The sequence below is a fragment of the Aurantibacter sp. UH7 genome (assembly GCF_056839165.1).
This window is the reverse complement of sequence record NZ_CM166388.1, coordinates 50,158-72,727: the sequence shown is the minus strand read 5'-3', so window position 1 is coordinate 72,727 and position 22,570 is coordinate 50,158. Positions and strand designations below refer to the sequence as shown.

At 33.4% G+C, this 22,570-nt stretch carries 23 protein-coding genes and 1 riboswitch; of the genes, 12 read left to right on the top strand and 11 right to left on the bottom strand.

What is annotated here, in order from left to right:
- Positions 1–78 precede the first annotated feature (78 nt).
- Both zwf and pgl read left to right on the top strand, forming a co-directional pair.
- Positions 79–1,596, top strand: coding sequence for a glucose-6-phosphate dehydrogenase (gene zwf / locus UH7x_RS00370; protein ID WP_482361739.1), 1,518 nt, complete (start codon positions 79–81; stop codon positions 1,594–1,596).
- A 28-nt stretch (positions 1,597–1,624) separates the two neighbouring features.
- Positions 1,625–2,350 carry a 6-phosphogluconolactonase gene (gene pgl / locus UH7x_RS00365; protein WP_482361738.1) on the top strand — a complete coding sequence of 242 codons (726 nt, stop codon included), beginning with the start codon at positions 1,625–1,627 and terminating at the stop codon, positions 2,348–2,350.
- Here pgl and UH7x_RS00360 read toward each other — a convergent pair.
- The 6 genes from UH7x_RS00360 to UH7x_RS00335 form a co-directional block, all read right to left on the bottom strand.
- Positions 2,331–2,876: an acyl-CoA thioesterase gene (locus tag UH7x_RS00360; protein WP_482361737.1), complete on the bottom strand. Its 546-nt coding sequence runs from the start codon at positions 2,874–2,876 to the stop codon at positions 2,331–2,333. The genes pgl and UH7x_RS00360 overlap by 20 nt on opposite strands.
- A 2-nt stretch (positions 2,877–2,878) precedes the next feature.
- Positions 2,879–3,244 carry a 6-phosphogluconate dehydrogenase gene (locus UH7x_RS00355; protein WP_482361736.1) on the bottom strand — a complete coding sequence of 122 codons (366 nt, stop codon included), beginning with the start codon at positions 3,242–3,244 and terminating at the stop codon, positions 2,879–2,881.
- Positions 3,245–3,306: 62 nt separating this feature from the next.
- A complete protein-coding gene (locus UH7x_RS00350) occupies positions 3,307–4,650 on the bottom strand; it encodes a DNA recombination protein RmuC (RefSeq protein WP_482361735.1) in 1,344 nt (447 codons plus the stop codon).
- A 77-nt stretch (positions 4,651–4,727) separates the two neighbouring features.
- On the bottom strand, positions 4,728–5,519 hold the full coding sequence (locus UH7x_RS00345; protein WP_482361734.1) for an ABC transporter ATP-binding protein: 792 nt from the start codon (positions 5,517–5,519) through the stop codon (positions 4,728–4,730).
- Positions 5,519–6,550: a FecCD family ABC transporter permease gene (locus tag UH7x_RS00340; RefSeq protein ID WP_482361733.1), complete on the bottom strand. Its 1,032-nt coding sequence runs from the start codon at positions 6,548–6,550 to the stop codon at positions 5,519–5,521. Before UH7x_RS00340 ends, UH7x_RS00345 begins: the two co-directional genes overlap by 1 nt.
- Before the next feature lie 3 nt (positions 6,551–6,553).
- Positions 6,554–7,699, bottom strand: a complete 1,146-nt coding sequence (locus UH7x_RS00335) for an ABC transporter substrate-binding protein (RefSeq protein WP_482361732.1) — start codon at positions 7,697–7,699, stop codon at positions 6,554–6,556.
- A 126-nt stretch (positions 7,700–7,825) separates the two neighbouring features.
- Positions 7,826–8,035: riboswitch (cobalamin riboswitch) on the top strand.
- A 49-nt stretch (positions 8,036–8,084) separates the two neighbouring features.
- Here UH7x_RS00335 and UH7x_RS00330 point away from each other — a divergent pair.
- Positions 8,085–9,914 (top strand): TonB-dependent receptor plug domain-containing protein, encoded by a 1,830-nt coding sequence (locus UH7x_RS00330; protein WP_482361731.1) that lies wholly within the window; start codon positions 8,085–8,087, stop codon positions 9,912–9,914.
- A 4-nt stretch (positions 9,915–9,918) separates the two neighbouring features.
- Entirely contained in the window at positions 9,919–11,343 is a 1,425-nt protein-coding gene (locus UH7x_RS00325) for a DUF5074 domain-containing protein (RefSeq protein ID WP_482361730.1), read from the top strand.
- An 87-nt stretch (positions 11,344–11,430) separates the two neighbouring features.
- Here the strand turns inward: UH7x_RS00325 and UH7x_RS00320 are convergent, their stop codons facing one another.
- Entirely contained in the window at positions 11,431–12,897 is a 1,467-nt protein-coding gene (locus UH7x_RS00320; RefSeq protein ID WP_482361729.1) for a S41 family peptidase, read from the bottom strand.
- A 253-nt stretch (positions 12,898–13,150) separates the two neighbouring features.
- Positions 13,151–14,677: a S41 family peptidase gene (locus UH7x_RS00315; protein ID WP_482361728.1), complete on the bottom strand. Its 1,527-nt coding sequence runs from the start codon at positions 14,675–14,677 to the stop codon at positions 13,151–13,153.
- Between the two features lie 242 nt (positions 14,678–14,919).
- Between UH7x_RS00315 and UH7x_RS00310 the strand changes: the two genes are divergently transcribed.
- The 5 genes from UH7x_RS00310 to UH7x_RS00290 all read left to right on the top strand — a co-directional run bounded on the left by UH7x_RS00310 (position 14,920) and on the right by UH7x_RS00290 (position 18,072).
- Positions 14,920–15,429, top strand: coding sequence for an RNA polymerase sigma factor (locus UH7x_RS00310; protein ID WP_482361727.1), 510 nt, complete (start codon positions 14,920–14,922; stop codon positions 15,427–15,429).
- Positions 15,416–15,853 (top strand): hypothetical protein, encoded by a 438-nt coding sequence (locus UH7x_RS00305; RefSeq protein WP_482361726.1) that lies wholly within the window; start codon positions 15,416–15,418, stop codon positions 15,851–15,853. The genes UH7x_RS00310 and UH7x_RS00305 overlap by 14 nt, the downstream gene beginning before the upstream one ends.
- Before the next feature lie 43 nt (positions 15,854–15,896).
- Positions 15,897–16,448 (top strand): DUF4252 domain-containing protein, encoded by a 552-nt coding sequence (locus UH7x_RS00300; RefSeq protein ID WP_153755033.1) that lies wholly within the window; start codon positions 15,897–15,899, stop codon positions 16,446–16,448.
- Positions 16,449–16,534: 86 nt separating this feature from the next.
- Positions 16,535–17,071 carry a DUF4252 domain-containing protein gene (locus tag UH7x_RS00295; protein WP_482361725.1) on the top strand — a complete coding sequence of 179 codons (537 nt, stop codon included), beginning with the start codon at positions 16,535–16,537 and terminating at the stop codon, positions 17,069–17,071.
- A gap of 182 nt (positions 17,072–17,253) precedes the next feature.
- Positions 17,254–18,072, top strand: coding sequence for a mechanosensitive ion channel family protein (locus UH7x_RS00290; RefSeq protein ID WP_482361724.1), 819 nt, complete (start codon positions 17,254–17,256; stop codon positions 18,070–18,072).
- 65 nt (positions 18,073–18,137) lie between these two features.
- Here the strand turns inward: UH7x_RS00290 and purB are convergent, their stop codons facing one another.
- Both purB and UH7x_RS00280 read right to left on the bottom strand, forming a co-directional pair.
- Positions 18,138–19,481, bottom strand: coding sequence for an adenylosuccinate lyase (purB, locus tag UH7x_RS00285; RefSeq protein WP_482361723.1), 1,344 nt, complete (start codon positions 19,479–19,481; stop codon positions 18,138–18,140).
- Positions 19,482–19,541: 60 nt separating this feature from the next.
- Complete coding sequence (locus UH7x_RS00280; RefSeq protein WP_482361722.1) at positions 19,542–20,105, bottom strand: adenylosuccinate lyase; 564 nt, start codon at positions 20,103–20,105, stop codon at positions 19,542–19,544.
- 50 nt (positions 20,106–20,155) lie between these two features.
- On the opposite strand from UH7x_RS00280, the gene UH7x_RS00275 reads away from it, so the two are divergent.
- Positions 20,156–20,629 (top strand): heme-binding domain-containing protein, encoded by a 474-nt coding sequence (locus UH7x_RS00275; protein ID WP_482361721.1) that lies wholly within the window; start codon positions 20,156–20,158, stop codon positions 20,627–20,629.
- Here the strand turns inward: UH7x_RS00275 and UH7x_RS00270 are convergent.
- Positions 20,592–21,287 (bottom strand): SIR2 family NAD-dependent protein deacylase, encoded by a 696-nt coding sequence (locus UH7x_RS00270; protein WP_482361720.1) that lies wholly within the window; start codon positions 21,285–21,287, stop codon positions 20,592–20,594. The two genes, UH7x_RS00275 and UH7x_RS00270, sit on opposite strands and share 38 nt — an antisense overlap.
- 34 nt (positions 21,288–21,321) lie before the next feature.
- Here UH7x_RS00270 and UH7x_RS00265 point away from each other — a divergent pair, with 34 nt between their 5' ends.
- Both UH7x_RS00265 and UH7x_RS00260 read left to right on the top strand, forming a co-directional pair.
- A complete protein-coding gene (locus tag UH7x_RS00265) occupies positions 21,322–21,978 on the top strand; it encodes a TrmH family RNA methyltransferase (RefSeq protein ID WP_482361719.1) in 657 nt (218 codons plus the stop codon).
- 43 nt (positions 21,979–22,021) lie between these two features.
- Entirely contained in the window at positions 22,022–22,549 is a 528-nt protein-coding gene (locus UH7x_RS00260; RefSeq protein WP_482361718.1) for an SRPBCC family protein, read from the top strand.
- The last annotated feature ends 21 nt before the right edge of the window (positions 22,550–22,570 follow it).

The following is a 22,570-nucleotide window of genomic DNA, read 5'->3' as shown; positions in this document are numbered from 1 at the left end:
GGATTTAGTTCTTTTAAACTCCATAAGGTTGGTTATATTTAAATCAAGCTTGTTTTTGAATAATAAACTAAGATATATATGGATAAAACCGAAAATCAGATGCTTATCATTTTTGGAGCATCAGGTGACTTAACAGCACGAAAATTAATACCAGCAATCTATAATTTATATAAAGGGAATCACTTACCTGAAAATTATGTGGTGTTGGGTGCTAGTAGAAGTGATTGGTCGGATACAGATTTTCGTAAAAATGTTGTTGAAGAAAGTGCATATCTTAAAGAGGAACTAAAAGATGTTGATGAAGCTTTCCTTTCTGGGTTTTGTGATAAACTTTTTTATCACCAGCTAAAAGAAGATTACGCTTGTTTAAATGAGCGCATAACAAAGTTAAATAGTAAGTTTAGCACTGATAATAACTATATTTTTTATTTTTCTGTTCCACCATCTATTTACGAATCGCTAGCTAAAAATATATACGATCAAGGTTTACATAATGAAGATGATGGGTGGAAAAGAGTGATTGTTGAAAAGCCGTTTGGTTATAGCTTAGAAACAGCCAAGAATTTGAATAATGCACTGCATAAATACTTTAAAGAACCGCAGATTTTTAGAATTGATCATTATTTGGGAAAAGAAACCGTGCAAAATTTATTAGTAACGCGCTTTGCTAATAGTATTTTCGAACCACTATGGAACCGTAATTATATTCACCATGTTGAAGTTACAAATGCCGAAAGTGTTGGTGTTGAAAAAAGAGGCGGATATTATGACAAAAGTGGGGCTTTGCGAGACATGTTTCAAAATCATTTGCTGCAAATAGTTTCATTAATTATAATGGAGCCACCCATAGGATCCAATGCTGAGGAAATTAGAAATGAAAAAGTAAAGGCTTTAAAATCTTTACGAATAATGAAAGATGATAAAACATTGCATGACAACACTATTAGAGCACAATATGTTTCTTCTGTAATTGATGGCGAAAATGTAAATGGATATAGAGAAGAAGATGGAGTAGACCCGAATTCAACTACAGAAACCTATGCAGCAATAAAGTTTTTTGTAGATAATTGGCGATGGGCTGATGTACCTTTTTATGTTCGGACAGCTAAAAGGATGCCGACCAAGGTAACAGAAATCGTTATTCACTTTAAATCTCCTCATCATCAAATTTTTAAGGAATCTGATATTGCTAATAAAGACAATAAATTGGTTATTCGAATACAACCGGACGAAGGAATTTTAATAAAATTTGGTGTAAAAGTTCCTGGACAAGGGTTTAATGTAGAGCGGGCGAATCTTGATTTTTATTATTCTAGTTTAGTAGACACTTATGTGATGACTGCGTATGAAAGATTATTGCTTGATGCCATGCAAGGGGACGCTACGCTGTATGCGCGTGCAGATGAAGTAGAAGCGGCTTGGGAATTTGTAGATCCTATCTTAAATTATTGGAAAAATTCTGATTCTAGAGTATATGGTTATTCTGCTGGTGTTTGGGGGCCTGAGAACGCAGATGAACTTATTGATGGAGTAGCTATGTGGAGAAATCCTAGTGCCAACTTAGCCGATGATCCTGGTTTTTGCGTACTTAAATAGTAAACCAACTAATCCTCCTAAAAAAAGCATGAGTTTAAATGTATCAAGTTCGAAAGTAGAAGTTGCTAAAAATTTTGCTAAATACTTTGCAGAAATCTGTAAATCAAAATCAATAGTTCATATTGCTTTATCTGGAGGTAGTACTCCAAAAATTGTATTTGATGAGTTAGCTACTAATTATGCTACTGCGATAGATTGGTCTAAAGTACATTTATATTGGGGAGATGAACGCTGTGTTTGGCCATATGAAGATGAAAGTAACTACAAAATGACCAATGAACATTTATTGTCTAAAATTAGTATTCCAGAATTAAATATACATAGAATAAAAGGGGAGAACGGGCCACAATATGAGGCTGAACACTATAGCCAATTTTTAAATATTGTTTTACCTAAAACAAACGAAATTCCAACTTTTGATTTGGTCATTTTAGGAATAGGTGATGATGGACATACTGCTTCAATTTTCCCGAATCAAATGGAATTATGGTATTCGGAAAATTATTGTGAAGTTGCCGAGCACCCAGTAAGTGGTCAAAAAAGAATTACGATTACCGGCCAATTAATTAATAATGCTGAAGCTGTTGCTTTTTTAGCAACAGGTGAAAGTAAGGCCGATAGATTAGATGAAATTCTGAATAATAAAGATATAGCTAAAAAGTACCCAGCCAGTTTGGTTGCACCAACAAATGGTAATTTAGTTTGGTTTTTAGATAAAGCCGCTGCAGCAAAGGTTACTTCAACTCAATCTTAACATTTTCAGTTTTTAGTAATTCTAAGTGTTCTGATACTTTAAAATTACTAGAGTCAAATTTGTTATCGCGATCAAAGGCCGATTCTTTTCGGTATTTGCTTCGCGAGTATCTTCGAATGCCTTGTTCGTTTTCGACTAACAAACCTGGAATAGGAATGTTTTTACCATTCGCGTCTTTTGCAACCATAGTAAAATATGACGAATTACAATGTCTTTTTTTTCCTGTGGTAATGGTTTCAGATTCAACACGAACACCAACAACCATAGAAGTTCTTCCGGTATAATTAATTGAAGCTTTCAATGTTATTAATTCTCCAACTTCTACTGGTGAAAGAAAATCTACACGGTTTACAGAAGCAGTAACACAATAACACTGCGAATGTTTAGAAGCACATGCAAAAGCTATCTGATCCATTAAACTTAGAATATGTCCACCATGAACTTTACCGCCGAAATTAGAATGGGAGGGAAGCATCAATTCTGTGATAGATACATTGGACTCTTTTGCTGATTTAAATTTTTGCATTGTTATTTATTAAAATGTGGAGATTTTTCTTGGACTACTTCAGTAATAAAATAATTACTATCACCTAACCAAAAGAAGGTGGCATAACGCTCAATGTAGGTTATTTTTACATACCTACCTTGGTAATCTTTTAGTTTTTGAATAACGTCTTTCTCTTTGTCTAAGACCGAAAATGAAAAAATTTGAGCCCCAGAAATACCCTGACTTATTTCACCTTCCCAAGTTTTTACAAGCATACCTTTGCTACTAAATTTAATTAATTCACCTGATCGGTACCCTTGGCTATAGGGCACAAAATAGATAAATGCATAATATGCAGCAATCGCTATTAGTAATAATGATAAACCAAGAATGAGTACTTTCTTCATGCGATAAAATTTGTATCAAAATAGGGATTAATAAAATAAGGTAGTTAAATCAACCTGAGAAATTATTGCAATCTAGGTTCTTCTTCATAATCACTTTCTTCTGCACGTTTTAAAAATGCATCGGGAATTGACTTCTTAGCTTTGGCGCCCATTTTCTTCAATTTCTCAATACTCGTAATTATATTTCCACGACCATCAACTAACTTATTCATTGCACCTTTATATTCGCTTTTAGCATCGTCTAACCTTTTACCTACTTTGGTAAGGTCGCCAACGAAACCTTCAAATTTGTCGTATAAAGCTCCTGCTTGTCGTGCAATTTCTATAGCATTACGTTGTTGTTTTTCGTTGTTCCACATACTATCAATAGTACGTAATGTTGCTAATAATGTAGAAGGAGTAACTATAACAATATTCTGCTCAAAAGCTTTGTTATAAAGAGCATTGTCATTATTTATAGCAACTGCAAATGCAGGTTCTATTGGTACAAACATCAAAACAAAATCTGGACTTTCCATTTCATAAAGGTCCTCATACTTTTTGGCAGAAAGTTGATCTACATGTTTTTTGAGCGAGTTAATATGATCTTTTAAGAATTTCTCTTTCAGTTCATCTTCGGCATTTACGTAACGCTCATAGTCAGTAAGTGATACCTTCGAATCGACTATCATTTTTTTACCATCAGGTAAATTAATAATTACATCGGGCAGCACACGAGAACCGTCTTCTAAAGTAAAACTTTGCTGTACCATATATTCACGGTCTTTTTCAAGTCCCGATTTTTCAAGTACACGTTCTAAAACTAACTCTCCCCAATTACCTTGCATTTTGCTATCCCCTTTAAGCGCTTTTGTAAGGTTCTCCGCTTCTTGTGTTATTTTAAGGTTTTGATTCTGGAGATTTAATAATTGTTCTTTAAGCGCTTGGTGTATTCCATAGTTTTCTTTCCTACTTTCTTCTACCTTTTTCTCGAAAAGCAAGATTTTTTCCTGCAAAGGATTTAGAATGTTTTTAATATTCTTTTGATTCTGCTCTGTGAATTTGTTGCTTTTTTCATCTAAGATCTTATTGGCAAGATTCTCAAATTCTTTAGTGAACTTTTCTTGAAGCTTTTCTACCTCTTCTTTTTGTTCCCTATTTTTTAACTGAAGATTTGCCATATCTGCTTCATTCCGTACGATTTGGTTACCTAACTGTTCTTTTTCAGTTTGCAAATGCATTTTATGTTCTTCTGCATCACGTAAACGTTGTTCGATAACAGCTAAGTTATTTCCCAATTGTTGTTCTCGCTCAAGTAGTGCACTCTGCTCAGATTTAGTTTTAAGTGCATTAATGTACTTGCCTGTAAAATAGCCGATTACAAGGCATAGTAGTCCTATTATAAGGTAGATTAAATATTCGTTCATTCTCTAATAATGTATTCGAAGTAAAGATAAGGGATTTTGAAAAAGAAGGATGATTAAGTTTTACACTATAGTCATAATTACCTAATCTTAAATGAATTTGTTTCAGTATTAAATATTACGGTATCCGTAGGGAATAATTTTTGAAATGCTTTCTGATGAATTAATTCTTTTGGAGTATCAAAAGGATTGTTGTCACCATTAAGTATTAACATTTTATCTGTTACTTGAATTGCCATATCAATTTCATGAGTTGTGAAAACAATAGTTTTTTTGCTTTCTTTGGCAATGGTTTTTAATAATTTCAAAATTTGAACTTTATGATATATATCTAAATGACTCGTCGGTTCATCCAGTAAAATAATAGCGGTGTTTTGAGCTAATGCTCTAGCAATCATAACACGCTGTAACTGTCCGTCACTCAGCTCATTACATTTTTTATTTTGCAAGGATTCAAGTTCAACTTGTTGTATGGATTTTTCTATTATTTTAATATCCTTTTCAGTTAACGTACCTAGCCAATTTGTATATGGAGAACGACCTAAAGCCACCAGTTCAATAACAGTCATACTTTTAGAAGCAATTGATTCTGTTAGCACCAAACTTATTTCAGCTGCCAGTTTTATGGGTCTAAGGTCTTCTATAGATTTTCCATTTAAGTTTATCTTTCCAGATAGCCTTGGTTGAATAGTTCCTAAGGTTCTGAGTAGTGTTGATTTTCCAATCCCGTTTGCACCAATAATCCCAGTTAACTCGCCTTCGAATAAATCAAAATTGATGTTATTCGCTATAATCGTTTTTTCTTTTTTAGTAGTATAACCAACAGCCAAATCTTGTACACTTAAAGTAATATGTTGTTTTTCTATTGCCATTAAAACATCATTTTTCTTTTTCGTAACAATAGCCAAATAACTATTGGAGCTCCTATTATACTGGTAATTGCATTTATCGGTAAAACATTAGCGGAGCTTGGTAATTGAGCAATTGTATCGCATAGTAACATTAAAATTGCCCCATAGATTAAAACTGCAGGTATTAAGATTCTATGGTCGGTTGTATTAAAAATTTGTCTGGTAAGATGGGGTACAGCCAATCCGACAAAAGCAATTGGTCCGGCAAAAGCAGTAATACTGCCAGCTAATATTCCGGTCGCAATAATAATTAGATAACGTGATTTTTTCATATTTACGCCCAAACTACGCGCATAATTTTCACCTAAAAGCAATGCGTTTAATGACTTTATGGAAAGTATACTTAAAAATAATCCTACTAAAACTAATAAGAATAATAAGAGTAATTGTTGCCAAGATAGATTTCCTAAACTACCAAAAGACCAGTAGATATATTGTTGCAATTTTTCTGCATTGGTAAAGTAGGAGAGTACACTTACAATTGCGGCTGTAATACTGCCAAACATCAAACCTATAATTAATAAGGCCATAGTATCTTTTACTTTGGTGGCAACCGACATTACTATAATTAGCACCAAAAAACTACCAACACTAGAAGCTATTGCTAAAGAAACATCATTTATAAAACTGAAAGAAAATAAACTGGCTAATACTGATGAACCCATAATTAATAAGGCCGCACCTAAGCTGGCTCCTGAACTTATGCCCAGTACAAAAGGTCCTGCTAACGGATTTCGAAATAATGTTTGCATCAATAAACCACTTAACGATAATCCTGCGCCTACGAGAATGGCAGTTAGTGCCTTAGGAATGCGATAATCCCATATGATATATCTCCATGATTCGTTTGACAAATCGCCTCCAATAATTGCATTTAGTGTAGCTTTTAGTGGAATTACAACAGAACCCGAACTTATATTTAACCCAAAAACTAGTAGCAATACAATGAGTAATAGCAGAAAAGAAAAACGATACGATTTTGACTGCTGCATTAATTAATCTAAAGGTTTAAAGAAGAATAGTTTATGTTCAGGTAATATTTCTGGGTGAAATATATGTACCAAGTCTTTTAAAACCAAATCTGGTCTGTTTGGCGCTAATTCAAAATAAAGTAATCCACCAGTTTCCCCCTTTGTTTTTGCGAACGTGTATAGTTTTTTATTCTGAAATGCATCGAATTGAGTGTAATGCCTACCAGCTTTTTCCATTTCTTTATATGCCGTGAATTGAGAAGGTGAAATCCAATAGTCAGCATTTTTTGCATGGGTTAAAACAGCTTCAATACCTAATGATAAGCTACCCGATTCCTCAGTTTCTTTGTATAAATAATTGGCATTTGCATCCTCAATAAACTTGGCAGCCCAACTATTTCCACCAGGTAAATACCACACATCTTTATACATAGCTCCGCTTAAAATGGTTGGTTGTGTTTTTGCTTTTTGTGCTAATTTTTTAACCTCTAAATAAGAATTTTCTATTTCCTTAAAAATTGTATCCGCCTTTTCTTCCAATTCAAAAAACGGAGCGAAAAATTTAATCCATTCTGCTTTTCCTAGCGGTGTTTGCTCTGTCCAATCACCATTGTATGCCACAGGAATTCTAGTGCGCTGTATGGTTTCATAGGCCTTATTTTCACTGCTAATGGAGAAACCAACAACAAGGTCAGGATTTAATTCTATTATCATTTCAGTATTTAACGCATGGTTGCTACCCAATTCTTTTATTTTTTTTTCAGAAATAAGTTTACGTGCTTTTTTCGTAGATATATATTGGGTGTCAGGAAAGCCTCTTAATTTTTCTAAAACACCTAAAGCTTCTAATGCGGGAATATGCGTGGTAGAGGTTACTACTATATTTTTTACTGGTGTGGCGATAATGGCATCATATTCATCTGAATTAAGCGTAATTGCAGCCATTTTAGATTTTGGTACTAGGGCATATGTAAATGCACTTTCTGAATTCGGCCATGGCGAAGAAATTTTAAGTACCGTAATATCACCAGATTTTTCAATGCAAAAACCGTTAGCATGATTGATAACAACTTGTTCTAGTTTTTTTGTATCGAGTTTATTTTCTTTTTGCTTAACATCTGTTTTGCAAGAAAGAATGATGAAAGCAAGAAGTAAAAGTATCTTTTTCAAATCGATGATTTTAATTCGGGTCAAATGTACAGTTAATCTTAATATTTTATTTGAACCATATTTTTTTGCAAATTCAGAATTATCAATTTTAGCTAATTAAGTATTGATCTTGATAAAAAGACACTTATATTCGCAGCGAATTTTGGTTTGATACACATAATTGCTGTATTGATTAAAAGGGAATCTAGTGAAAATCTAGAGCTGTTCCCGCAACTGTAAGCTTTGCCGATTTTATCGGATTTCGCTACAAACTTCGAACCACTGTGCGCCATAGGCGAATGGGAAGGTGAGTAGCAGAAAGCAAGTCAGGAGACCTGCCAGAATAAGTAAGCCTTAGGCGAACTTAAACCAATATTTAAAAACTTTCGGGATAAAAGTTTAATATATGAGAAACTATATAATCACATTAGTTCTAGTACTGTCTTGTTGTTGGCAGCTATCTGCCCAGGTAACACCTATCTGGATGTTGGATGAAGTGGTTATATCCGATACGCGACTAAAAAGTTTTGTAGAAGGACATAAAGTAAACGTGTTATCAGATAGTACTATTCAGAAAAATGGGCAGTCTCTTACTTCATTATTGAGTTTTAATTCTAATATTTATTTTAAAGAAAATGGTTTTGGGATGGTTTCCTCACCAGCCTTTAGAGGGACTAATGCCTCACATACCGCTGTTGTTTGGAATGGAATAAATATTAATTCTCAAATGAATGGGCAAGTAGATTTTAATACTATTAATACGTTAAACTATAGTTCTGTCGCTATTAGAAGTGGAGGAGGAAGCGTGCAATTCGGAACCGGAGCCATTGGTGGAAGTGTGCATTTAAATAATAACCTAGATTTTCAAAAACACTTTGATAATCGATTTGTTATTGGTTACGGTAGTTTTAATACTAAAAATGCGAATTATAATCAAAGTTTCGGAAATGGTAAGTGGTCATCAAGTCTTGGATTTAACTACAATGCATCAGACAACGATTATAAATATTTAGAAACGGATCGGAAAAACAGTAATGGTGAGTTCGAAAACCTTAGTCTTAATTTTAATTCGGGTTATTTAATTTCTGACCATCATGTATTAAGATTATATCACCAAAGCTTTATTGGTGATAGAAATTTATCTGGGAATTTATCGAGTCTCGGAAGGAGCCGATACAAAGACAATCATTATCGAACCCAATTAGAATGGACACGTTTTGGTGAGAAAGCGATTTCAAAATTAAAAGTGGCTCATCTCGATGAGGCCTTCAAATATTTTGAAAATAAAGACACAGATATATTTTCTAAAGGACGCGTTACAACCTTGCTGGCTCGATATTCCTTAGATATAAAATTTACTGATTTATTTCGATTGAATTCTTTTTTGGAGTACAATCATTTTAAAGGTGCGGGGAGTAGTTTTGGAAATCCAACGCGTAATGATGCTTCGGTCACTTCTATTCTAAAATATAGTTTATCCGAAGAAGCGGTTTTTAACTTCAGTTTGAGAAAGGATTTTTCTTCCGATTTTTCCAGCCCTTTAATATTCTCTTTTGATGGTAATTATATATTTAATTCGAAGTACGCAATACAGTTAAATGCTTCTCGAAATTTTAGAGCCCCCACTTTTAATGACCTTTATTGGAAACCTGGTGGAAATTTAGACCTGATTCCGGAACAGTCGTATCAATTGGACTTAGGACATCGATTAAAATTTAATAGGTTATCTGTTCGTCTAAATAGCTTTTATATCACTACTGAAAACATGATACGTTGGCTGCCTCAGAATAGTGGTATTTGGTCTCCAACCAATGTTGATGAGGTACAAATTTATGGTGTAGAAGCAGAAGCAGGGACCTTGTTTTCTATAGCTAAAAAACATACGATAACTATTAAAGCAAATTACGCTTATACCGTATCAGAAGACAAGGAAACTAAAGAGCAACTTATTTATGTTCCTTTTCATAAAGCTAAAGCGTCAATAGCATATTCGCTATCGAATCTGGAGCTATTTTATCAACACCTTTATAATGGTCCGGTATCAATTATAGGAGGTGAATTAGAAGGATATCAAGTGTCTAATTTGGGCATAACCTATGAGCTACCATCCAACAATAAGTTGAAGTATAAAATTGGAATTACCTTAAATAATCTTTTCAATACCTATTACGAAAATGTTGCATTGCGACCAATGCCTAACAGAAATATTGAATCACAATTAATCTTAAATTTTTAAACTAATGAAACTTACAAGTAAATTTTTAACCGCTGTAATTGCAGCTCTAATATTTGGAGCATGTAGTAATGACGATAATAATGTGGATACACCAAGCGGGTCTATTACCATATCGGTATCGGATAATGCTATTTCCGAAGATGAAAGTGTTGTTCTTCTTGATTTTATAACTACAAGCGCTTTTGCAACTGATGTATCAATTTCATATGAAGTATCTGGTTCGGCGACTTCGAATGAAGATTATGAGAGGTTGGATGGTTTAGTAACTTTGAGTGCTGGAGCAACTACAGCAACGCAATTTATTACAATAATTGACGATGATGAAGTAGAGACTAATGAACAACTTACTGTAACTATTACTGCTATTGATGGTTCACAAGAATTTATTGGATCAAATAATACTGTTACGCTTTCTATTTCTGATAATGATTCTTTTGCTTACGAAAATGGAATATTCGTTTTGCATGAAGGTAATTTTGGTGCTGGTAATTCTTCAGTTTCATTTGTATCGAACGACTTAACAGTAACTGAAAACGGCATTTTTAAATCTGTTAATGACTTGGATAGCTGGGGTGATACTGCTCAAAGCATAACTTTTAATGAAGATTTAGCATATATCGTAATTAACAATTCACAAAAAATAGAAGTGGTTAATCGGTATACATTTAAATCGGTTGCAACCATAGGAGGACCAACGAAGGCTGATTTTTTAAACCCAAGGTATATGACTATCGTAAATGGTAAAGGTTATGTTACAAATTGGGGTGATGGTAGTAACCCTGACGATGATTTTATCACTGTTATAAACTTGGCAGACAATACCGTAGCATCACCGATAGCTGTTGCTGAAGGCCCAGAAAAAATTGTAGCGAATGAAAACAGTATCTACGTAGCGCATAAAGGAGGTTACAATCAGAATAATATTATCTCTGTTATTGATGCTACAACGAATACGTTGAGTACTACAATAACTGTTGCCGATAGACCTAATTCTATTCAATTTGATGCTGATGGAAACTTATGGGTGCTTTCTGGTGGAAATCCATCTTGGACAGGAATCGAATCTGCTGGTCAATTAGATAAAATTAACAGTGTAGATAATTCGGTTTCAGAAACGATTGCATTCGCTGCTACTGAACACCCTGGAGCAATGTCCGTAGCAGATGGTAACTTATATTATTATTTATCTGGATCGGTTTATAAAATGGATGCTTTGAGTACAACGTTACCAACTACGGCTGAAATTACAGGACTTAGTTTTGCAAATATGACCGTAGTTGATGGTAAACTTTTTGGTGTAGATGCTAAGGATTATGCGAGCAATGGATCATTAGAAATTTATAATCTCGAAAACAATACATTATTGTCTACAAAGGAGATTTCTATTATCCCTACTGGTATTTATTTTAATGGCGATTTTGAGCTATAGAAAATAATAACTTAAGCGTATTTTATAAAACTAAAAGCGGCTATGTAGAATCATAGCCGCCTTTTTTTATTTGTACAATAATGATTTTTACTCCGACAAATGGGTAATAAACATTCTATCGCCTAAAGGAGAAAACATTTTTGAATCTGAGATTAAGTTCGCAGGCATTTGAACTTCAAAACTTCTTTTTCCTGTAGCACTCGTAATATCTTGAATCGCTCTGGCCAGCAGGGCTTCATTTTGATCACCTAGCACACCGTAATTAGATAAATCTTCTTGTAATTCTATATCAGGCACAAGTCCTGTTGTATAATCAGAAAATCCATCGGCATTTTCATTACGTCCACATAATGGTTGAATTGCCCATTTGTTACTTGGGTTTATTTTATCTTCCCTACTTCTAGAAAATAAGTATGGGTAAGTTGGACTCTCTACATCGTCAACAAAGGTTAATGAGAATTCATTTTTTCCTCTTGTTTTTTCACCTACATGTATGACATCCATATGAGGTCTAAGACTATTGATTACTAATTCACTTGCGGAGGCCGAACCATAAGTAGCTATCACGTAAACCTTGCTTAAGTTTAAGGTGTTGATTGGTGTTCCTGCTCTTGTCTTATCTCCAAAATATTCGGTAAGGTCTTTTCCGAAAAATTCTTGCCATTGTGCATTCCAACGTTGGGTTAAAAACACTTTATCTGTATGTAAACCATGAATCATGCTAGATAGTATGCGCGCGGTGTTTACATCGCCACCTGAATTATACCTTAAATCGAGTACTAATTCTTCAACTTGCCCTGCAACAAACCTTCCAAAGACTTCATTTAATTCTTCATCATATTCATCTGTGAAGCTATTGTATACTAGGTAGCCAATCTTTTTTCCATCAATCTCAAATATTTTATCTAGAAATACGGGGTCTTCGCTAAGGCCTTCATTTTTTGTTAGATTAACCTCTACATCATTTGCCGTCAATTGATTGTTTTCAATTGTTGCCATGTTCAAGGTATACGAGTCAGCATCTCCAAATAACAAGTCTAAGTAATTATCATCAGTCATGGTTGTACCATTTACACCCATAAAAACATCTCCTCTTTTAATTGCTTTAGTTGAAGCATCAGAATTAGGAACAATATATCGCACGATACCAAAGATGGTATCTGATTGATTTAATCGTACCAATCCGAATTCTAAACCATTACTTTTTGAAATACCGGACAAGGCATTTGTCCATGTTTTATAATCATCGCTAGAACGACTAAAACGATCCTCGCTATATTTTAATTTTTCAAAAAAGGCACTTGGATCTGTCTTTGATTCTAAAAATGCAGTATAATCTTCAGAATTCGAAAAGCGGTCGTTTGCAAGATCAGGAGTATCGGCTTTCCAAAAATACCAGGTATTCATAGCCCGGTACATAAAGTCTTGAACACCTACATTTGCTTCTGCGTTTGGCACTGGAATATTGGGGTTAACCAATAAATTGTCATCATTTTTACAACCAATTACTACTAGACCTATTAAACATAGTAGCGTAAAATACTTATTCTTCATAGTTTTTTTATTTGCTTTCTCAAAACGACGACGTCTTTTCAAAAGCTCTGGAAAATATTTTTGTTACCCTATTCTTTATTATTGCTAACGTATATACGTGTATGTTTAGTTTAAAGTTTAACAGCTTACTTAAAATAAAATGTAATGAACATATTTTTTAGATATTCGTATTACGAGGTTATTTTGAATTGAAGAGCTCTATTATTTAACTTTGTCATTGTATATTAAACTTTTTTAGTAATATTTCGGTTCACTATTGAATACCAATAAAACCTTTGTGTAATATACCGTTTAAAGGTTTCTTTCTACTCGAGCTGCTTATAGTCTTAATTTTTAAATTATCTGATATCGGGGACTTTAAAGATTTAGAGCTAGCACCGGTAATTTTTTCGATGGCCAAATCTAGTAAAGGTTCACCTTGTTCACCTAATTGTCCTAAATTACCTAAGACTTCAAGTAGTTCGTAGTCTGGTAGTAAACCATCCGTAAAATCACCAAAACCCGCAGAATTCTCAGCGAGACCAACAATAGGTTGCAAGGCATATTTGTGATTAGGATTCGCATCTTCAAGGGTTGTAAAGCCAAGTTCTTCGCTTAAGGCTATATAAGGTAGTTCTAAATTAGGTTGGCCAACAGGTGAACCATCTTGTGTTTCATTATCTAATAAAGTTACTGATAACTGATTTTTGCCAACAGTAACATCACCAATATGTATTACATCAATATACGGTGCTAAGTTGTTCATTACATATTCACTAGCAGAAGCGGTATCATCTGTTGCAATAACATAAATTTTATCGAGATTGAGATGATTTATAGGGGTCTCATCAATTTTGTCTACAAAATAATCATCGGAGCCAAATACTTCATCCCAATTACTATTCCAAGTATCTCTTCCCAATAATTGACCAGTAAATTGCCCTGTAATCATACTACAAAGTCTTCGAGCGGTTAGTCCACTACCACCTCCATTGTAACGTAAATCCAAGACCAATTCGTCAATATTTTCACTTTTTAGCTCCCCAATAGCATTATTTAGTTCAATATCAGCACCAAAAGGAAAACTGTTGTACATTAAGTATCCAATTTTTATTCCGTTAACTTCTAAGGTTTTTGAGACTAAAATCGGATCTTCAGTTATTTCTGCTTTCGTCAATTCAATATTAACATCATTAGGTACCGTTAAATTATCCTCTGAGATATCTGCAAAATTCATGGTAAACGTATCCGGGTCTAGTAAATCTAAATTACTAGAAGTAATGTATCCATCACTATCAGTTTCTGCGAAAAGTTCTGTACCATTCACTGCATAAAAAATATCACCTCTTTTTATTTCTTTTAAATCAGCATCTGATCCAGATACTACATATCTTACAACGCCCACAATTCTATTGCCCCCCTCTGGTGGTCTAGTAATAACATATTCAACTCCATTGGTTTTATATACCCCAGATAAAAAATTAAATAAATCATCATAATCATCTACGATAGCACTAAATCGGTCTTTAGGTGAAAGCAAAGTTGAAAACAAAACGATTGGAGAAGAAAATTCATTTAAAAAGGTATTATAATCATTTTCGTCTGCGAACCTGTCTTCATCGAGTTCTATTACTTCATCTTGCCATATGTAAAACGAATTCATTGCTTTCCACGTAAAATCATTGGCCTCATTCTCAAGTGCTACATCTTTGGTTTCTTGGGCAATAGGAGCATCATCATTTTTCTTACAACTGGCAATAAATAAGGAAAGACTTAAAAGTAGAAATAGGGGTTTTCTCATTGTTTTGAGTTTACTTTTATTGGGTATAAAACAATTTTTAATATAACAACCGAGTTCTTGTAATCCCTACTTTTATTAAAATAAAAAGCATGAAAGTTGAAGAATTTGGTGCTAAAAGAGGTGAAATTACTTACTTCTGAGGTATAAAAAAATAATTTGTAACAAATTTAGATATAATTCGTCTTCCTATTGTAGCCCCCTAACAAGGAGAAACAATCATCAATCAAACAGCAATCAAAATAATGCATCAATCAGAATTTCTGAAAATAGTAACACCCTTTAAAGACAAGCTTTTTCGCATGGCAAAGCGATTATTAGTGTCGACAGAGGAAGCAGAAGACGCAACACAAGAGATATTGTTAAAGTTATGGACCAAGCAAAATGCCATAGGAACCTATAAAAATGTTGAAGCTTTTGCTATGACAATGACGAAAAACTTTTGCCTGGACCGACTAAAATCAAAACAGGCATCAAATTTGAAGTTAGTACATAGTAATTATACGGATGAGAACAGCTCATTACAGAAACAAGTAGAAGCCGCAGATAGTGTAGTATGGGTACAGAAAATCATGGAAGATTTGCCTGAACAACAAAAAATGGTATTACAATTGCGAGATGTAGAACAGTATGATTATGAGGAAATAGCAGAAATGTTAGAAATGAAAAATACAGCGGTTAGAGTAGCGCTTTCAAGAGCACGGAAAATTGTTAGAGAAAAATTATTGGAAAAACACAGTTATGGAATTAGATAACATAGAAAAATTATTAGAAAAGTACTTTGAAGCGACTACTACGGTTGCGGAAGAAGAAACATTAAAAAAATACTTCTCACAAGAAAGTGTAGCACCACATCTTGAACAGTATAAAGAAATGTTTCAGTACTTTAAAAGCGCAAAACAAGAACGTTTTACTAAACAAATTCCAATAACCACAGTAGTTAGTGCGGTTAGAAAAAAACGCTTTGGTTGGTATTCTGCTGCGGCTGCAGTCGCAATTTGTGCAGGGTTGTATTTTAATCAGCCCAAAACCATAGAAGATGAGTATTCACCTGAAGAAATTGCAGCGGCGCAAGAGGCCTTAGCTCTGCTTGGTACGAACTTCAGCAAGGGATCTCATCAGATTACATACTTAGATGAGTTTGAGAAAAACACTACTAGATTTATACACAAACATTAAATAGATTACATCAATTAAAATGCAAACATTAAAAATTAATAAAATGAAAAAGCAAATAGCAATATTTTTACTGGCACTTTTGCCAACCTTCATATACAGTCAAGATATTTTTGAAAAATATGAAGATAATAGTGATGTTACTTTTGTGGCAATGCAACCCAAAATGTTTCAAATGCTAGCAAATATCAGTGTAGATTCTGATGATCCCGAAGCACAAGAATTTTTTAGTCTAGTTAAATCTATTACTAGCTTTAGAGTAATTACTACCGCTAATAATTCTATATCGAAAGATATGAATGGTTGGGTTACTTCTAAACTAAAAGGTTCTACATATGAAGAGTTAATGCGTGTTCGTGATGGTGACTCTAATGTGAAGTTTTATGTTAAGGAAGGAAAAGATGACGACCATGTAAAAGAACTATTAATGTTCGTTACTGGTATGGCAGATAAGAACATTAAAATTGAAGGAAAGAATATGGAAACCGTTTTACTTTCTTTAACTGGCGATATTGATTTGCGTAAAATTGGAAAACTTACCGATAAAATGGACTTGCCAGGCGGCAAACAATTGAGCAAAGCTGCAGAGAAAAAGTAACAGTTAAAAGCTTGTAGTTATAAACAGTGGTCAAAAGAAATTTTGACTGCTGTTAACTTTATAATATCAATCAAAAATAGAACATCATGAAAATAATTTCAAAATTAATCGCTTTGATGAGTGTAGTATTAATTACTGCTTGCTCTTCAACCCAAAGTCTTCAAGAATATTATGTCGACAATTCTGACAATCCAAATTTTTTAAAGTTCGATGTACCCACAAGTGTGCTGAATTTATCTGATGCAGATTTAACAGAAGCACAACGTGAGGCTTTACAGTCATTTAAAAAATTGAATATTTTGGCTTTTAAAAAAACAACAGATAACACACTGGAATATACAGCTGAGAAAAAAGTAGTAAAAAATATATTGAAAAATGACAATTTCAATGAACTAATGAAATTAAATTTTGGAGCAGGTAAAGCAAGTGTACAATATCTTGGAGATGATGATGCTATTGATGAGGTTGTTATCTATGGTAGTAGCGATGAAAAAGGTTTTGCTTTAATACGGATTCTAGGAGATGATATGAATCCTGCTCATTTGGCGCAATTAATTAAGGCAATTCAAAAATCAGATTATAAAGGTGAAGGACTAGATAAAATAGTTGATTTCCTTAAATAAAATAAAATAAAATAAAATAAAATAATAAAGTTTAATTATTAGACCTGTTCAATTCTTACTTGAACAGGTTTTTTTTATGATAGAAAATCTTAAAGCTAAAAAAAGTTTATTCTAATTGTGACTTGTTGCTTATTTTGGTGTCGTATAATTATAACGAAAACTTAAAAAATATTTAGAACATTATGGAAGACACACAAGTATGGATTGATAAAGGCATTGAATTTGCTACAGAATATGGACCAAAGATAATTGGAGCCATTCTCATTTACATTATAGGTTCATGGATAATTGGTAAACTAGTTGGTGTTCTGCGCAAAGGAATGCTTAAAAAAGATTACGATGAATCTTTGCAAAAATTTCTTTTAAACCTTGTTAGTTGGGCTCTTAAAATCTTCTTGATTATAATGGTTATTTCTAAGTTGGGTGTAGAAACAACTAGTTTTGCTGCTATAATTGCTGCTGCCGGTCTTGCTATTGGTTTAGCATTGCAAGGGTCGCTTTCTAATTTTGCTGGTGGCGTACTATTAATAATCTTTAAGCCTTATAAAATTGGTGATTTAATTGAAGCCCAAGGAACTTTGGGTGTGGTTAAAGAAATTGAAATTTTTACAACTAAATTGGTGACACCAGATAATAAATTAGCGATAGTACCAAATGGTGCTATGGCGAACGGAAATATTATCAATTATACTGCGGAAGGTAAAATGAGAGTAGACACTGTTATCGGTGTTGGTTATGATGAGGATATTAAGAAAACAAAAGAAGTATTATTAGAAGTACTTACTTCAAACCCTAAGGTTCTTAAAGATCCTGCACCTTCTGTTAATGTTATGGAACTTGCAGATAGTTCGGTAAATTTTGCTGTGAGACCATATTGTACTCCTGAAGATTATTGGGATGTGTATTTTGCAACTTACGAGAATAGTAAAATTGCATTAGACAAAGCTGGTATCGAAATTCCTTACCCACATGCTGTCGAAATACACAAAGAAGCTAAATAAGTAAAGTAGATTATAAAAAGAAAAAGACCGCTATTGCGGTCTTTTTTTATGCTGTAAAATGGCATTTAAATTCCCGTATAATTACTTGGTGTAATTGCTTTTAGTTCAGTTTTAATAGTATCAGAGACTGCTAATGTATCTATAAAACCTGATATAGATTGTTGGTTTATTTTCTCATTAGTTCTCGTTAAGCCTTTTAATGCTTCATACGGATTAGGATATCCTTCTCTTCGTAAAATAGTTTGAATAGCTTCTGCAACTACAGCCCAATTATTTTCCAAATCTTGCTCAAATTTACTTGCATTTAAAAGCAATTTATTTAAGCCTTTCATTGTCGATTGAAATGCAATCATAGTATGTGCAAAAGGCACACCTATGTTTCTCAAAACGGTGCTGTCTGTTAAATCTCGTTGTAATCTAGATATAGGTAATTTAGCTGAAAGGTGTTCGAAAATCGCATTTGCTATTCCTAGGTTTCCTTCAGAATTTTCAAAATCTATAGGGTTCACTTTATGCGGCATTGCTGAAGATCCTATTTCTCCCTTTTTTATTTTTTGCTTAAAATAATCCATAGAAACGTAGGTCCAGAAATCTCTGTCTAAATCAATTACTATTGTATTAATTCGTTTCATACAATCAAACAAAGCTGCAATATGATCGTAATGTTCAATTTGTGTTGTTGGAAAAGAATGGTATAGCCCTAATTTTTCTTGCACAAATTTTTGCCCAAATGCCTTCCAATCAATATTTGGGTAAGCGACTTTATGCGCATTATAATTTCCAGTAGCACCACCAAATTTAGCAGCACTTGGTATGTCGTTTAATAAATTATATTGTTCTTTTAAACGCACCACATAAACTTCAATTTCTTTTCCTAAGCGAGTAGGGGATGCTGGTTGTCCGTGTGTGCGAGCTAGCATAGAAATGTCTGCCCACTCAATTACTAGTGCTTCTAACTTTTCTAATAACTGAAAATATTGTGGTACGTAAACAGCATTCATCGCTTCTTTCATCGAAAGTGGAATTGCTGTATTATTTATATCCTGAGAAGTTAGTCCGAAATGGATAAACTCTTTAAAAGACTCTAATCCTAAAACATCAAATTTCTTTTTAATAAAGTATTCAACCGCTTTTACATCGTGATTCGTAGTTTTCTCTAAATCTTTTATTTCTTGTGCATCTGCGGTGTCAAAATTCTTATAAATTTCACGAAGTGTATCAAATTTATTATCGTCAAATTCGGATAATTGGGGAAGGGGTATTTCACACAAGGCTATGAAATATTCTATTTCTACTTGTACACGATATTTAATTAAAGCTTCTTCGGAAAAAAAAGGGCCCAAATTATCTACTTTGTTTCTATAACGCCCATCTATAGGCGAAATGGCATTCAATTGATTTAACGACATAGGTGCTTTATTAAAAGCTGCAAAGATACCTAATAGGAATATAGTTTGAAAGTTTGTTCTTTACACTTTTATTTTAGCCAACACTCTTTTTGCTCTAGCTTTATAAGCAGCGCTTCCAGAAGCATAGTTTTGTTCTAATACCAATTTTAATTCGGGGTGAATCCAATCAAAATCTTTGCCAGTCAAAAAGAGACATGTCATCGCATGAGCTTTAGGAGCTACATTATGTGAACCAATTAACCAATCGAAACATGCCGAGGTTAGTTTTTCTAGATGTTCTTTTTTTAAAGCCTCTTTTGACTGTGTTTCTTTTTTAGAATAATAATCAATTAGGAGTAATTCGCACATTTTCGCAATTGGTCTAATCCCTTGTTCTCGATTGATTTTCTGTAAATTATTTGTGAAGTAATCAAGATGAGGAAGTAGTAGTGTTATATTTTGTTTTATGGTGTATTCTGTTACCCAAATGGCTTTGTCTGATAGGTAATTGTTTTTTTCAAAAGCTATTTCTAATAATTGTGGAATTAATTCAGGTGTCTCTAATGCTAATTCAGCCATCTTACTCCTTTTTTCTCGCGTATGATTTACATATTCTAGTCTAGTAATAAGATCCGCTTTAGTCATTATTATCGTACTTTAGTTGTACCTCAATTTATTGAACTTAATATAATGGAATGAAATTACTCAAAAAAATACTTTTGGGACTATTGCTTATACTTGTGATTATGCAATTTTTTAGGCCTGAAAAGAACGCTACACAAGGCGAACACACGAAATTGTTTTTAGCTGAAACCAATCCTCCTGCCGATGTGAAATTAATTCTAGAACAGTCTTGTTATGATTGTCACAGTAACAATACAATCTATCCTTGGTATAATAATGTTGCTCCATTCTCATTTTGGTTATCGGACCATATAAAGGATGGAAAAAAACATCTAAATTTCTCAGATTGGGATTCATATGATGCGAAAAAGAAGGATCATAAATTAGAGGAAGTTGTTGAAACTGTAACAGATGGTGAAATGCCTTTAAAAGAATATACTTGGACTCATGATAATGCTAGACTTACAAATGAGCAACGTAATGATATTGTCATCTGGGCTAAATCGACTAGGCTGTTGTATCAAGCAAAGATGTTACAAGAGTAGGTACTCCGTTAGTAGCTGAATCTGCGATTATTTTAATGTTTCTGAAATCATTTTTAGCAACACTAGGTCTAGGGTCTACAAAATAAATAGGAGTGTTTGAGGCTACTTCATGAATCAAACCAGCGGCTGGGTATACTTGCATTGAAGTGCCTATTATAATTAAAATATCTGCCCTAGAAGTTAGTCTAATTGCCTTGTCTAATAACGGAACTTGTTCTCCAAACCAAACTATATGTGGCCGTAATTGATAACCATTGTCACTTAAATCTCCCAATACTAAATCTTTTTTCCAATCCAGAATTAAGTTTTCGTCTTGTGTACATCTGACTTTAAGAAGTTCGCCGTGTATATGGTGTACCTGTGTACTACCCGCTCGTTCATGTAAATCGTCTACATTTTGTGTTATGATTGATACATCAAAATACTTTTCTAAAGTAACAAGTGATTTATGTGCTTGATTGGGTGAAACTGATAATAGTTGTTTTCTTCTTTGGTTGTAAAAATCTAAAACCAGTTCCGGATTATTTTCAAAACCTTGTGGTGAAGCAACTTCCATTACATCGTGCCCTTCCCATAAACCATCGGCATCTCTAAATGTTTTTATTCCGCTTTCGGCACTTATTCCCGCACCAGTAAGTACAACTATTTTTTTCTTCATGTATCTAAAAATAGTGTTTTTGTATATTCGAATTATGATAGACCATCAACTTTTAGAATATTTGGAAGAAATTATAACCCCTGAACGCAAAGAACGCTTTGGCAACATTCTTTCAAATAGAACAAAGTATATAACTGTTGCCGTTGAAGATGTCTTTCAGATGCATAATGCCAGTGCTGTAATTCGAAGTTGTGAAGTTTTTGGAATTCAAGAGGCGAATATAATAGAAGGGCGAAATGGCCAACGCTTGGATAAAAATATTGCAATGGGAGCAGAGCAATGGGTAGATGTTAAGCGATATTCAAATACTAAAACCTGTATAAATCATCTTAGAGAAAATGGATATCAAATTATTGCTACAACACCGCATAACGACTCTTGCATGCTTCATGATTTTATACTTAATAAAAAAACAGCCCTATTTTTTGGAACTGAAAGAGACGGATTAAGTGAAAAGGTTTTAAAAGAAGCAGATGGATTTTTAAAAATACCTATGTTGGGTTTTACCGAGAGCTTAAATATTTCTGTTTCTGTGGCAATTATTTTACAATATTTGAGAACAAAACTTAATTCATCTGATATTAATTGGGCACTTACCTCAGAAGAAAAACTTGAAAAACATTTAGATTGGACAAAAAAATCTATTAAAAGTATTGATGAAATATTAGAAAGATATTATAAAGAGAATTAACTTTTTATTATATTTAATAGTTAACCAGCTAAAAATCAATATTATGTATATAGCTTTATATGTTGTTATAGCAATTCTATCTCTTGTTTTAATATTAGCTTTAATTGCTCCAAAAAACTACAATGTTTCTCGTTCTATTGAAATTTTAAAACCCAAACAAGAAGTATTTGACTATCTAAAGTCTTTAAAGAAAATGGATGAATGGTCTCCTTGGGCCAAGAAAGATCCAAACATGAAAAAGACTTTTAGAGGTACAGATGGTGAAGTTGGTTGCGTGAGTAGTTGGATTGGCAATAAAGAAGTAGGTGAGGGGGAACAAGAAATTAAAAAGATAATTGATGGTGAACGCATCGATTCTCAATTACGTTTTTTTAAACCTTGGAAATCAACTTCCGATTGTTATTTATCGGTAGATAATTCTACATCAAATGGTACTAAAGTAACTTGGGGATTTTCAGGTAAAAATAAATTTCCTATGAGTATTATGACTTTGTTTATGAGTATGGATAAAATGGTTGGTAAAGATTTTGAAGAAGGTTTAGCTTCAATGAAAGAAAACTTAGAAAATTAAGTCTGCAGATAGTATTAAAAG